Raw genomic sequence first — 13,637 nt, forward strand, 5'->3', positions numbered from 1 at the left:
ACGCTTATTTGCGCGCAAATATAATTCGAAATATATTTGCAAATATTCTGAATATAAACGGTGAAAATCATCGCACAGTCATCAGCGCCGCATTCCGCGGCGCCGTTCGACTCACTTGAAGCTTGCGCCCTCCCCGTCCGAACCGCTCCGCGTCGAGCAGGATGACATGCGCATGTCCTCCTGCGGCGCCGTCGCGAGGCGAGACGCCGCCGCGGATCGACCCTTGCCGCCTCCGTCGTGAAGCGCGACGAAGGCAACACACTGCACGACAGTGGAACGGAGCCCCGGCCGGAAGCAGGTCGCAACGGCGCCGCCAGACGGATTTGACCCGCGGCAAATCCGTCCGCGATCGCCCCTGCGGGGGGCGAGCGCGATTCCGCGCTCGCCGGGGCGCTCACGGACGGATTGCGCGCTTCCGCAGAAATCGGCGCCCCTCACGGCTTCCGCGCGCAACCGCGCTCCAGCCGTCGGCGCGGCGAAAGCAATGCTTTCGCTTGTCGCGCCGGGCCTCGCGGGCAAGCCCGCTTCGGTCGCTCGGTCGGTCGGCGCTGGTGCCCCGTGGAGAGCAGACAGGCGTCGTGCAGCGTGCGAAGGCAACGTTACAACATAACACATCTATTAAAATCAATGACTTGCGTAATTTTCACGCGTGAGCACCCACGCGCCCACACCCCTATTCCGCCAGGAAAGCATCCACCTCCCGCCGCAGCCGCGGCCAGCCCGGGTCCGCCTCCAGGATCAGGTGGTTCCGGCCGTCGAGGCCGACGAAGCGCGCGCCCGGGATGCTGGCGGCGAGGAAGCGGCCCTCCTCGAAGGGCTGCATCGCGTCGTCGTGGCAATGCAGGACCAGCGTCGGGGTCCGCACCAGCGGCAACAGCCCGACCACGTCCATCCAGTCCGACACCAGCCGCAGCCGCACCGCGTTCTCCGGCGAGGTCGTCACCCGCTGCAACTCGTTGAACCACGCCATCTGCTCCGGCGTGCCGCCCGGGACGAAGAGCGAGGTGAACACCTGCCGGAACGCCGGGTTGTCCTGCCCCCAGCCGGTCCGCATCAGCGTCAGCATCGCCTCCGCCTGCTCGGCGTCCACCGGCGAGCCCCGCAGCCGCCGCCCCCGCGCGAAGCCGCCATAGAGCACCAGCTTCGACACCCGCTCCGGGTGGCGCACCGCATAGGCGATCGAGAAGGCGCAGCCCTGCGACACCCCGAAGAGCGCGAACCGCTCCAGCCCGGCCGCGTCCACCACCGTCTCGAGGTCGCGCACGAAGGCCTCGAACGAGATGTCCGCGACCTCCCGGTCCGACAGCCCGTTCCCCCGCGCGTCGTAGCGCACCAGCCGCCGCCCCTCGGCCAGCCAGCGCAGCACGTGGCTCCAGACCGGGCTCTCCCAGTCGTATTCGACATGGGTCAGCCAGTTGCCCGTCTTGACGATCGCCGGCCCCGCCCCGACCCGCGACCACGCCAGCCGCACCCCGTCCGCCGCGGCGCAGAACTGCACCTCCTGGTGCAGCGGCGGCAGCGCCGCCGCCGGCGCCGCCCCCTCCGCCTGCACCGCGCCGACGAACCGGTAGCCCCGCCCGTGGATCGTCCGGACCAGCCGCTGCGCGCCGCCGGTGTCCCCGATCGCCGCCCGCGCCGCGCTGACCCGGCTCGTCAGCGTCGACAGCGACACGATCCGCCCCCGCCAGACCACGTCGAAGAGCTCGTCCACCCCGACGACGCGGTCGGGATTCCCCGCGAGATGGGCGATCAGCTCGAAGACCTGCGGCTCGACGTCGACCGCGACGCCGCCCCGCGTCAGCTCGAGCCGCTCGAGGTCGAGGACGCAATCGGAGAACCGCAGTCGCATCGCTTACCCCCGGGAGGCCGCGAGGTCGGGACGATCTGGAGCGAAAATCAGGCTCGCCTCAAGGATTCCGCGCTCGGATCGCGATAAGCTCGCCCCATATTCGACGCCTGTGCTTTCCGAGTGTTCCGAGACCCCTTGAACGATACCGCCATTGGACGCGGCCCGGCGGGCCGGTTTTGAGACTTCCGGGCGCGGGCGGCGCGTCGCACCGCCGCACGCGCCCGACTTTCCGCCCTGTGCCCGCCCCCCGAGGCGCACGACCCGCCGCCCCGCGGCGTGAGATAAGGAGTCCCGCGATGCCCCGCGCCACCACCCTCCGCCAGTCCCGCGAGCGGCCCGACGGCCCCCGCCCCTACGCCCTCGGCTACGCCGGGGCCGAGTTCGACCGGCTCGAGCGGCAGGGGAGCTACTACCGCGACCTCACCCGGGACGTCCTCGTCCGCGCCGGAATCGGCCCGGGGATGCGCGTCCTCGACGTCGGTTGCGGCGTGGGCGACGTCTCGCTCCTCGCCGCCCGGCTGGTCGGCCCGACGGGATCCGTCCACGGCGTCGACCGCTCGCCCGAGGCCATCGCCGTCGCCGCCCGCCGCGTCGCCCGCGAGGCCCTGCTGGCGCGCGTCACCTTCGCCGCCGTCGAGCTCGGCGACTGGGATCCCGAGCCCGGCTTCGACGCGGTGATCGGCCGGCTGATCCTGATGTACCTGCCCGACCCGGGCGCCGCCCTCGCCCGCCTCTCCGCCGGCCTGCGGCCGGGCGGCATCGTCGCCTTCCAGGAGATCGCCACCGGCCACGGCCGCAGCGTGCCCGAGGGGCCGCTGTTCCGGGCCTGCTGCCGCTGGCTCGTCGACACCTTCGAGCGGGCGGGGTTCGAGAGCGACATGGCGGCCAAGCTCCCCGCCGTCTTCCGCGCCGCCGGCCTGCCGCCCCCGGAGATGATCGCCGCCGCCCGCGTCGAGGCCGGCCCCACGGCCTACGCCTACGACTACCTCGCCGCCACGCTCCGCAGCCTCCTGCCCGTCGGCGAGCGGGTGGGCGCGATGGACCCCGCCGAGGTCGGCATCGACACCCTCGCCGACCGCCTCCGCGCCGAGGCGCTCGCCGCCGACGCCTGCATCATCCTGCCTACCCTGGTCGGCGCCTGGACCCGCCTCCCCCCGGCGCCGCCCGCCCCGCCCCGCGAGACCGCGCCATGACCCGTCCCCGCCTCCCCGATCCCCCCGCCGCCTTCCGGCGCATCGACGCTCCCAGCCGCGGAGCCCCGCGCCCCGACGCCGCAGGCCCGCCCACGGCCGGCCCGGCCGGACGCCTCCCCGATCCGCCCGCCGCCTGCCGGCGCATCGAGACGACCCCCCGCGGAACGGCGCGCGCCAGCGGCGCCGCGCGCGGCGCCGGCGCCCGCCGCCCGCCCGATCCTCCCGTCGTCCGCCGCGGGGGCGCGGCTTCCGCGGGACCAAGCGCCTCGGCCCTGGAGTCGCGGCGGTGACGGGCAGGGATGCCTCCGCCGTCGCCCGCGGCCCGACGGCCGCCGACCCCGCGCTGCGCGCCTTCCTCGCCGGCGTCACGGAGGGCGCCCGCCGCTTCATGGGCGGCGACCCCGGCCCATGGCTCGCCAACGCCTCGCGGGCCGACGACGTGCTGATCCTCGGGGCCTGGGGCGGCTGGGAGCGCGGCTGGCCCGCCGCCGAGGCGCGCTACCGCTGGGCCGCCGCCCGCTTCGCCGGCGGCGAGGCGAAGCTCGACCTCACGCCTCTCGGCGTCTTCGAGGGCCCCGACCTCGCCGTGACCGTCGCCGTCGAGCGCGCCACGGTCCGCATCGCCGGGCAGGCCGACCCCGCCCCGATGGCGCTCCGCGTCACCCACGTCCTCCGCCGCGAGGACGGCGACTGGCGCCTCGTCCTGCGCCACGCCGCCCCCCTCGTCGGCCGGACCGCCCCGGACGCGGTCCCGGAACGCTGACCGGTCCCGGCGGCCTACTCCGCCGGAATCGCCTTCTCCAGCCGGTAGGGATGCGCGGGATAGGTCCCGAGCACCTGCACCTGCGTGGTGAAGTAGTCGAGCTCCTCCAGCGCGCGGCGCACCCTCGGCTCGTCGGGATGGCCCTCGATGTCGGCATAGAACTGCGTCGCGGTGAACTGGCCGTCGATCATGTAGCTCTCGAGCTTGGTCATGTTGACGCCGTTGGTCGCGAACCCGCCCATCGCCTTGTAGAGCGCCGCGGGAATGTTGCGCACCCGGAACACGAACGTCGTCAGCGCCCCCGCCACCGGCGCCGGCCGCGGCTCCGGCGACATCACGAGGAAGCGCGTGGTGTTGTCGGCGCGGTCCTCGATGTGCCGGGCCAGAACCTCCAGCCCGTAGATCTCGCCCGCGAGCTCCGAGGCGAGCGCGGCGAGCGACCGGTCGCCCGCCTTCGCCACCACGTCGGCCGAGCCCGCGGTGTCGGCGCCCGCCCGCGTGGCGATGCCGTGGCGCCGGACGAAGCCCCGCACCTGCCCGAGGAGCGGCGGCTGGCTCAGCACCGTCCGCACCTCCTCGAGCCGCACGCCCGGGACCACGAGCAGGTTCGCATGCACCCGCACGAAATGCTCGCCGATGATGTGCAGCCCCGATTCCGGCAGCAGGTGATGGATGTCGGCGATCCGCCCGTAGGTCGAGTTCTCGATCGGCAGCATGGCGAGCCCCGCCCGCCCGTCGTTCACCGCGGCGATCGCCTCCTCGAAGGTCGCGCAGGCGAGCGCCGGCCGGTCGGGAAAGGCCTCGCGGCAGGCCTGGTGCGAATAGGCGCCCGGGTTGCCCTGGAAGGCGATCGGAAGCAGGGTGTCGGTCATCGGGCGATCCTCGCGCAGCGCGCGGCCCGCATGTCAGAACTCGGCGCGAAAGGAAAGCCCGGCCCGCCCGCCGCCCGCGCCCGCGGCCCGAGCCCGCCTCCCGCGGCGCCCGCCCGGGACCGGACGGCATCCTCCGGCGCGGACGCACGCCGCGCGTCCGAAGGATGCTTGCGCAGGCGCCGCGGAAGCGGCTAATACGGATCGCAGCGGTGCTCCGGGGGCGCGTCCCGCCCCCGCAAGGAAGGTGCATAAGCCGATGAACACGATGGAAATCACCAAGATCGTCGGCGCGTTCTGCGGCAGCCTTCTGGTGTTCCTGCTGATCGGGACCTTCGCGGGCGCAATCTTCGACACCTCTTCCGAGGCGGTGGCCTTCTCGATCCCCGTCGAGAACGCCGAGGGCGGCGACGCGCCGGCGGCCGAGGAGGTCGATGTCCCCGCGCTCGTCGCCGCCGCCGACATCGGCAAGGGCGAGGCGGTGTTCAAGAAATGCGCCGCCTGCCACAAGGTCGACGGCACCAACGCCGTCGGCCCGCATCTCGAGACCGTGGTCAACCGCCCGGTCGGCTCCGTCGCCGACTTCAAGTACTCGAGCGCCATGGCCGGCCACGGCGGCACGTGGGACGAGGCGACGCTCTTCCACTTCCTCCAGTCGCCCAAGGGCTTCGTGCCCGGCACCGCGATGGCCTTCGCCGGCCTGCCGAAGGAAGAGGACCGCGCCAACGTCATCGCCTACCTCGCCTCGCTCAACAAGTGAGGCGCAGCCCGCGCGGGCGGTCACGAAAAGCTGTGAGCGGCGCGGCGGTTTGACGCTTTACCGGGCCGCGACCGCCGGTAGAGTGACGCGCATCGCCCACCTACCACAGGTAGCCCATATGCCCGACCGCGCCGCGACCGCCCCGGATGCCGTCCCGACGTCGGCCGCCCGGAGGATCGCAGGCGCGGCGCTCTCGGCGCTCCTCGCGCTGGCCGCCCCGGCGGTCGCCGCCGAGGGCGGCGTCATCGTCAGCCACGGCATCTCCACCTTCGGAGACCTGAAATATCCCGCGGGCTTCCCGCATTTCGACTACGTCAACCCCGACGCGCCCAAGGGCGGGACCATGTCCTTCCGCGGCACCGGCGGCAGCCAGACCTTCGACAGCCTCAACGCCTTCATCCTCAAGGGCGAGCCGGCGCAGGGCCTCGGCCTCCTCTACGACAGCCTGCTCGCCGGCTCGGCCGACGAGATCGACGCCTCCTACGGACTGATCGCCGAGAGCCTCGAATACCCCGAGGACCGCTCCTGGGTGATCTTCCACATGCGCCCCGAGGCGCGCTTCGCCGACGGCGAGCCGATCACCGCCGAGGACGTGGTCTGGACGTTTGAGACGCTGCGCGACAAGGGCTCGCCCACCTACCGGATCACGCTGGCCGACGTCGCCGGCGCCGAGGCGATCGACGACCACACCGTCAAGTTCACCTTCAAGGAGGGCGTGCCCACCCGCGACCTGCCGGCGCTGGTCGGCGGGCTCTCCATCCTGCCGAAGCACTACTACGACACCGTGCCCTTCGAGGAATCGACCCTCGTCCCCCCGGTCGGCTCCGGCGCCTACGAGATCGCCGCCGTGCAGCCGGGCCGGTCGATCAAGTACTGCCGCGTCAAGGACTACTGGGGCGCCAAGGCGCCGGTCAACGTCGGCTCGGGCAACTTCGACTGCTACGTCTACGAATACTTCGCCGACAACACCGCGGCCTTCGAGGCGCTGAAATCCGGGCAATACCTCTTCCACGAGGAGTTCTTCTCGGCGATCTGGGCGAAGGATTACAACTTCCCCGCGATCAACAAGGGCTGGGTCAAGCGCGAGGAGCTGCCGGACAACCGGCCCTCCGGCACGCAGGGCTTCTGGATGAACCTGAGGAAGCCCCAGCTCCAGGACATCCGCGTCCGCGAGGCGATCGCGCTGATGTTCAACTTCGAATGGTCGAACGCGACGCTCTTCTACGGCAACTACGAGCGCACGATCAGCTTCTTCCAGAACTCGCCGATGATGGCCGAGGGCCTGCCCGCCGGCGAGGAGCTCGCCACGCTGGAGCGCTTCCGCGACCAGCTGCCGCCGGAGATCTTCACCGAGCCTGCCTACCTGCCCCCGGTCAACTCCGCCGAGCGCACCAACGACCGCACCGCGATCCGCCGCGCCTCGAAGCTCCTCGACGAGGCCGGCTGGACCGTCGGCCCCGGCGGCCTGCGCCAGAACGCCGAGGGCCAGACGCTCAAGATCGAGATCCTCGAGGACAACCCCTCGCTCGAGCGCGTCATCAACCCCTTCGTCTCCAACCTGCGGCAGATCGGCATCGACGCCAGCCTGCGCATGGTCGACAGCGCCCAGTACGAGGAGCGGCAGAAGAACCACGACTACGACATCCTGCCGACCCGCCTCGTCATGTCGATGGCCCCCTCGGTCGAGCTGCGCACCATCTACGGCAGCCAGGGCGTCGACGCGGCGGGCAGCTTCAACCTCTCCGGCGTCAGCGACCCCGCGGTCGACGGCATCATCGAGCTGATCATCGCCGCCCAGTCGCGCGAGGAGCTCGACGGCCGGGTGAAGGCGCTCGACCGGGTGCTGCGGTCGAAGCAGCTCTGGGTGCCGAACTGGTCCAAGGGCGCGTTCTGGATCGCCTACTGGGACGTCTTCGGCCGCCCCGACGAGCCGCCCGCCTATTCGCGCGGCGACGCGTACTGGTGGCTCGACCGCGAGAAGTACGACGCGCTGAAGGCGCAGGGCGCGGCTCTGCCCTGACATGGCGGCCTATGTCCTCCGCCGGCTGCTGCTGATCGTCCCGACGCTCTTCGGCATCCTGCTCGTCAACTTCGTCCTCGTGCAGTTCATGCCGGGCGGCCCCGTCGAGCAGGTGATCGCCCGCCTCGAATCCGACACCTCCGCCACCGGCCGCATCACCGGCGGCGGCGGCGAGGTCGGCGGCGGCCAGAGCGAGTACCGCGGCGCCCAGGGCCTGCCGCCCGAGTTCATCGCCGACCTCGAGAAGCAGTTCGGCTTCGACAAGCCCCCCGCCGAGCGGTTCCTGCTGATGCTGCGGAACTACCTCACCTTCGACTTTGGCGAGAGCTACTTCCGCTCGATCTCCGTCGTCGACCTGGTGCTGGAGAAGATGCCGGTCTCCATCACCATCGGCCTCTGGTCGACGCTGCTCGCCTACCTGATCTCGATCCCCCTCGGCATCCGCAAGGCGATGCGCGACGGCAGCCGCTTCGACACCGCCACCAGCGGCCTCATCATCGTCGCCTACGCGATCCCGTCCTTCCTCTTCGCCATCATGCTGCTCGTCCTCTTCGCCGGCGGCTCCTACTGGCAGATCTTCCCGCTCCGCGGCCTCACCTCCGACAACTGGGCCGAGCTGTCGCTCCTCGGCAAGGTGACCGACTACCTGTGGCACATCGTCCTGCCGGTGACCGCCTCGACCATCGGGGCCTTCGCCACGCTGACGCTCCTGACCAAGAACAGCTTCCTCGACGAGATCAAGAAGCAGTACGTGATGACCGCCCGCGCCAAGGGCCTCGCCGAGAACCGCGTCCTCTACGGCCACGTCTTCCGCAACGCGATGCTCATCATCATCGCCGGCTTCCCGGCCGTCTTCATCGGCGTGTTCTTCGGCGGCTCGCTGATCATCGAGACGATCTTCTCCCTCGACGGCCTCGGCCGGCTCGCCTACGAGAGCGCGATCCAGCGCGACTACCCGGTGGTCTTCGGCACCCTCTACGTCTTCGGCCTGATGGGCCTCGTCGTCGGGCTGATCTCCGACCTCACCTATGTCTGGGTCGATCCCCGCATCGACTTCGAGAGCCGCGAGGTCTGAATGCGGCTCAACGCGCTCCAGCGCCGCCGGCTGGCCAACTTCCGCGCGAACCACCGCGCCTTCTGGTCGCTCTGGATCTTCCTCGCCCTTTTCACCATCGCGCTCTTCGCCGAGTTCGTGGCGAACGACCGCCCGCTCGCCGTGCGCTTCCAGGGCGAGTGGCGCTTTCCGATCTTCTCCTTCTACTCCGAGGCCGATTTCGGCGGCGAGTTCCAGACCCAGGCCGAATACAACTCCCCCGAGGTGCGCTGCCTGATCGCCACCGGCGGCATGGAGGTCTGCCTCGACGACCCCGATGGCGTGCTCGCCCAGGTCCCGACCGGCGCCGTCGACGGCCAGCCCATCACCGATCCCGGCCGCGCGATCTGGCCGCCGATCCGCTACAGCTTCAACACCATCAACTACGACGTCCTCACCGCCCCTTCCGCCCCCGACCGCCAGCACTGGCTCGGCACCGACGACCAGACCCGCGACGTGCTGGCCCGCGTCATCTACGGCTTCCGCATCTCGATCCTGTTCGCCCTCGTCGTCGCCGCCGTCTCCGCCATCATCGGGGTGGCGGCCGGCGCCGTGCAGGGCTACTTCGGCGGCTGGGTCGACCTCGCCTTCCAGCGGATCGTCGAGATCTGGGTCAACATGCCGAGCCTCTACGTGATCATCATCCTTTCGGCGATCTTCACGATGAACTTCTGGCTCCTCACGCTGCTGATCGCCTTCTTCTCGTGGACCAGCCTCGTCGGCGTCGTCCGCGCCGAGTTCCTGCGCGCCCGCAACTTCGAGTACGTCCGCGCCGCCCGCGCCCTCGGCGTCGGCGACTGGACCATCATGTTCCGCCACCTGCTCCCCAACGCCATGGTGGCGACGCTCACCCTCCTGCCCTTCATCATCACCGGCGCGATCGGCGGCCTCGCCGCCCTCGACTTCCTCGGCCTCGGCCTGCCGCCCTCCTACCCCTCGCTCGGCGAGCTCGCGCTCCAGGCCAAGAACCGCCTCAACGCCCCCTGGCTCGGCTTCACCGCCTTCTTCACCTTCGCCATCATGCTGTCGCTCCTCGTCTTCATCTTCGAGGGCGTCCGCGACGCCTTCGACCCGCGGAAGACATTCCGTTGACCGACGCCCCCGCCTTCGACCCCCAGCCGACCCTGATCGGCGAGACGCTGGAGCTGCGCCCGCTCGCGCCCGGCGATCTCGACGGCCTCCACGCCGCGGCCAGCGACGAGGAGACCTGGGCCGGCCACCCCGCCCGCGACCGCTGGAAGCGCGGGGTCTTCGAGCCCTACTTCGCCTTCCTGCTCGGAACCGGCACGACGCTGGCCATCGTCGACCGCGCCACCGGCGCGATCATCGGCTCCTCGCGCTACTACACCGCGCCCGACATGCCGGGCACGATCTCCATCGGCTTCACCTTCCTCAACCACCGCTGGTGGGGCGGCCGCACCAACTTCGAGCTGAAGCGGCTGATGCTCGGCCACGCCTTCGCGAGCTTCCCCGAGGTCTGGTTCCACATCGACCCGACCAACATCCGCTCGCAGAAAGCCACCGCCCGCCTCGGCGCCGTCCACGTCTACGACGCCACCCTCGACCTCATCCCCGGCAAGCCCGCGCCCTGGGTGATCCTGCGCCTCGACCGCGCCGCCTGGGACCGCGTCTGCGCCGAGCGCACCGGACCCGATCCCGCCGGACCCGAGAGCGCCGGGCCCGAAAGCGCCAGGCCCAAGAGCGCCGGACCAGGCCCGGCATGAGCGCCGCCCTGCCCGGCCAGGAGCCGATCCTCGCCGTCCGCGACCTGCGCATCGCCTTCCTCCAGGGCGGCCGCCGCACCGAGGCGGTGCGGGGCGTCAGCTTCGACGTCCACGCCGGCGAGACGCTGGCCCTCGTCGGCGAGAGCGGCTCGGGCAAGTCGATCACCGCCCTCTCCACCGTCCGCCTGCTGCCCGACAACGCCGAGGTGACCGGCGCCATCCGCTACCGCGACAAGGACATGGCGACCGCGAGCCCGCGCACGCTCCGCGCCGTGCGCGGCAACGACATCAGCTTCGTCTTCCAGGAGCCGATGACCTCGCTGAACCCGCTCCACACCATCGAGCGGCAGATCGGCGAGAGCCTCGCGCTCCACCAGGGCGTCACCGGCCGGGCGGCGGCGGGCCGCATCCTCGACCTCCTCCGCCAGGTCGGCATCCGCGACCCCGAGGGCCGGATGGGCGCCTACCCGCACCAGCTCTCCGGCGGCCAGCGCCAGCGCGTGATGATCGCCATGGCGCTCGCCAACAACCCCGACCTGCTGATCGCCGACGAGCCGACCACCGCGCTCGACGTCACCATCCAGGCCCAGATCCTCGCCCTCCTCGCCGACCTCCAGCGCCAACGCGGCATGGGGATGCTCTTCATCACCCACAACCTCGCCATCGTGCGGCAGATCGCCGACCGGGTGGCGGTGATGCAGGGCGGCGAGATCGTCGAGACCGGCCCGACCGCCGAGATCTTCGCCCGCCCCCAGCACCCCTACACCCGCAAGCTCCTCGCCGCCGAGCCGCACGGCCGCCCCGACCCCGTCCCCGCCGGCGCGCCCCGGGTGATCGAGACCGATTCCCTGCGCGTCTGGTTCCCGATCCGCCGCGGCCTGCTGCGCCGCACCGTCGGCCACATCAAGGCGGTGAACGGCGCCACCGTCGCCATCCGCGCCGGCGAGACCCTCGGCGTCGTCGGCGAGAGCGGCTCCGGCAAGACCACGCTGGCGCTCGCCATGATGCGCCTCATCGCCTCCGAGGGTCGCATCGTCTTCCTCGGCCGCGACATCCAGGGCGTCCGCGCCAAGGGCCTGCGCGCGCTCCGCCGCGACATGCAGATGGTCTTCCAGGACCCCTACGGCTCGCTCTCCCCCCGCATGTCGATCGAGCAGATCGTCGCCGAGGGGCTCGGCGTCCACGGGCTGGAGGGCGACGCCCGCGAGCGCGTGGCGGCGATCCTCACCGAGGTCGGCCTCGACCCCGCGGTGATGGACCGCTATCCGCACGAGTTCTCCGGCGGCCAGCGTCAGCGCATCGCCATCGCCCGCGCCATGATCCTCCAGCCGAAGCTCGTCGTCCTCGACGAGCCGACCTCCGCCCTCGACATGACCGTGCAGGTGCAGATCGTCGAGCTCCTGCGCGGCCTGCAACGCAAGTACGGCCTCGCCTACGTCTTCATCAGTCACGACCTGCGCGTCGTCCGCGCGCTCGCCCACGAGGTGGCGGTGATGCAGAACGGCGACGTGGTCGAGGCCGGCCCCGCCGACGCGATCTTCGAGGCTCCGGCGCAGCCCTACACCCGCACCCTCCTCGCCGCCGCCTTCGACGACGGCGCGCCCCCCGCCCCGGCCGCCGCCTTCGCCCCCTGACCGGCGCCCGCCGACCCGCCGGGCGGCGTCAACCTTCCTGAACAAAGCATCTACGGCTCAGGCATTATCCTGCAATTACAGTCTATTGATCCGCGTCGCGCACGCGCAACCGCGTGCAGCCCCTTCGCGCCTCGCGCAGACCGCCCCGGGCCGCCCCCGCCGCGCCTTGCCCGACGCCTTGCCCGCCGCCTCGCCCGGTGCTCTAGTGACCCCGCCTTCAGGCCAACGCCGACTCCTGGGGAGGAGCACGAGATGAATGCGCCGCTGCGGGAGCCGAGCTTCCGTGAATCCGTCGACCTCATGTTCAACCGCGCCGTCCGGCTGATGGACCTGAGCCCGGGCCTCGAGGAGAAGATCCGGGTCTGCAACTCGACCTACACGGTGCGCTTCGGCGTGCGCCTGCGCGGCGCCATCCACACCTTCACCGGCTACCGCTCCGTGCATTCCGAGCACATGGAGCCCGTCAAGGGCGGCATCCGCTACGCCATGGGCGTCAACCAGGACGAGGTCGAGGCGCTGGCCGCGCTGATGACCTACAAGTGCGCCCTCGTCGAGGCCCCCTTCGGCGGCTCCAAGGGCGGGCTCCGCATCGACCCGCGCGAATGGGACGAGCACGAGCTCGAGCAGATCACCCGCCGCTTCGCCTTCGAGCTGGTCAAGCGCGACCTGATCAACCCCAGCCAGAACGTCCCCGCCCCCGACATGGGCACCGGCGAGCGCGAGATGGCCTGGATGGTCGACCAGTACAAGCGGATGAACACCACCGACATCAACGCCGCCGCCTGCGTCACCGGCAAGCCGCTCAACGCCGGCGGCATCCACGGCCGCGTCGAGGCCACCGGCCGCGGCGTCCAGTACGCCCTCCAGGAGTTCTTCCGCCACCCCGAGGACGTGAAGCGCGCCCGCCTCGCCGGCGGGCTCGAGGGCAAGCGGGTGATCGTCCAGGGCCTCGGCAACGTCGGCTACCACGCCGCCAAGTTCCTCTCCGAGGAGGACGGCGTGAAGATCGTCGCGGTGATCGAGCGCGACGGCGCCATCCTCAACCCGAACGGCGTGCCGGTCGAGTTCCTCAAGACCCACATCGCCGCCACCGGCGGCGTGAAGGGCTTCCCGCGCGGAACCTACGTCGACGACGGCGCGGCCGCGCTCGAGGAGGAATGCGACATCCTGATCCCCGCCGCGATGGAATCGGTGATCAACCTCACGAACGCCGAGCGCATCAAGGCCCCGCTGATCATCGAGGCCGCGAACGGCCCGGTCACCGCCGGCGCCGACGAGGTGCTGCGCGCCAAGGGCGTGGTCATCATTCCCGACCTCTACGCCAACGCCGGCGGCGTGACGGTCAGCTACTTCGAATGGGTGAAGAACCTCAGCCACATCCGCTTCGGCCGGATGCAGCGCCGCCAGGAGGAGGCCCAGCACGCGCTGCTCGTCTCCGAGATGGAGCGCATCCTGCATAGCGCCGGGGTCAAGGGCGGCATCTCCGAGCGGTTCAAGTCCGAATACGTCCGCGGCGCCGGCGAGCTCGAGCTGGTCCGCTCCGGCCTCGACGACACCATGCGCACGGCCTACCAGTCGATGCGCGAGGTCTGGCACGGCCGCAAGGACGTCGACGACCTCCGCGTCGCCGCCTACCTCGTCTCCATCGCCCGCGTCGCCGCCAGCTACCGCTCGAAGGGCCTCTGACCCCGCGCGCCCCGCCGGCCCTGCGCGCGCTCGCCCCGCGCTCCTT

Annotated in this window: 11 protein-coding genes; 9 read left to right on the forward strand and 2 right to left on the reverse strand. The window is 71.3% G+C overall.

The window, feature by feature from the left end; translation table 11 throughout:
• Positions 1-673 precede the first annotated feature (673 nt).
• Positions 674-1,849, reverse strand: a complete 1,176-nt coding sequence (locus KBB57_RS08945; protein ID WP_290748883.1) for an alpha/beta fold hydrolase — start codon at positions 1,847-1,849, stop codon at positions 674-676.
• A gap of 296 nt (positions 1,850-2,145) precedes the next feature.
• Between KBB57_RS08945 and KBB57_RS08950 the strand changes: the two genes are divergently transcribed.
• Together KBB57_RS08950 and KBB57_RS08955 are read left to right on the forward strand one after the other, a co-directional pair.
• The gene (locus tag KBB57_RS08950; protein ID WP_290748885.1) at positions 2,146-3,042 is read left to right on the forward strand and encodes a methyltransferase domain-containing protein; all 897 of its coding nucleotides are present in this window, start codon (positions 2,146-2,148) and stop codon (positions 3,040-3,042) included.
• A gap of 286 nt (positions 3,043-3,328) precedes the next feature.
• Entirely contained in the window at positions 3,329-3,805 is a 477-nt protein-coding gene (locus KBB57_RS08955) for a nuclear transport factor 2 family protein (protein ID WP_290748887.1), read from the forward strand.
• A 14-nt stretch (positions 3,806-3,819) separates the two neighbouring features.
• On the opposite strand, the gene KBB57_RS08960 is transcribed toward KBB57_RS08955, so the two are convergent.
• Positions 3,820-4,677: a prephenate dehydratase gene (locus KBB57_RS08960; protein ID WP_290748889.1), complete on the reverse strand. Its 858-nt coding sequence runs from the start codon at positions 4,675-4,677 to the stop codon at positions 3,820-3,822.
• A gap of 256 nt (positions 4,678-4,933) precedes the next feature.
• Here KBB57_RS08960 and KBB57_RS08965 point away from each other — a divergent pair, with 256 nt between their 5' ends.
• The 7 genes from KBB57_RS08965 (at position 4,934) to KBB57_RS08995 (ending at position 13,591) form a co-directional block, all read left to right on the forward strand.
• Positions 4,934-5,434, forward strand: a complete 501-nt coding sequence (locus KBB57_RS08965; protein WP_290748892.1) for a cytochrome c family protein — start codon at positions 4,934-4,936, stop codon at positions 5,432-5,434.
• Between the two features lie 118 nt (positions 5,435-5,552).
• Positions 5,553-7,454 carry an extracellular solute-binding protein gene (locus KBB57_RS08970; RefSeq protein WP_290748894.1) on the forward strand — a complete coding sequence of 634 codons (1,902 nt, stop codon included), beginning with the start codon at positions 5,553-5,555 and terminating at the stop codon, positions 7,452-7,454.
• A gap of 1 nt (position 7,455) precedes the next feature.
• Positions 7,456-8,529 (forward strand): microcin C ABC transporter permease YejB, encoded by a 1,074-nt coding sequence (locus KBB57_RS08975; protein WP_290748896.1) that lies wholly within the window; start codon positions 7,456-7,458, stop codon positions 8,527-8,529.
• Positions 8,530-9,639 (forward strand): ABC transporter permease, encoded by a 1,110-nt coding sequence (locus KBB57_RS08980; protein ID WP_290748899.1) that lies wholly within the window; start codon positions 8,530-8,532, stop codon positions 9,637-9,639.
• Complete coding sequence (locus KBB57_RS08985; RefSeq protein ID WP_290748901.1) at positions 9,636-10,271, forward strand: GNAT family N-acetyltransferase; 636 nt, start codon at positions 9,636-9,638, stop codon at positions 10,269-10,271. Before KBB57_RS08980 ends, KBB57_RS08985 begins: the two co-directional genes overlap by 4 nt.
• A complete protein-coding gene (locus tag KBB57_RS08990; protein WP_290748903.1) occupies positions 10,268-11,905 on the forward strand; it encodes an ABC transporter ATP-binding protein in 1,638 nt (545 codons plus the stop codon). The genes KBB57_RS08985 and KBB57_RS08990 overlap by 4 nt, the downstream gene beginning before the upstream one ends.
• Before the next feature lie 252 nt (positions 11,906-12,157).
• On the forward strand, positions 12,158-13,591 hold the full coding sequence (locus KBB57_RS08995; protein ID WP_290748906.1) for a Glu/Leu/Phe/Val dehydrogenase: 1,434 nt from the start codon (positions 12,158-12,160) through the stop codon (positions 13,589-13,591).
• Positions 13,592-13,637 lie beyond the last annotated feature (46 nt).

Origin of the sequence: Amaricoccus sp. (genome assembly GCF_017993425.1) — a bacterium.
Lineage (GTDB): Bacteria > Pseudomonadota > Alphaproteobacteria > Rhodobacterales > Rhodobacteraceae > Amaricoccus.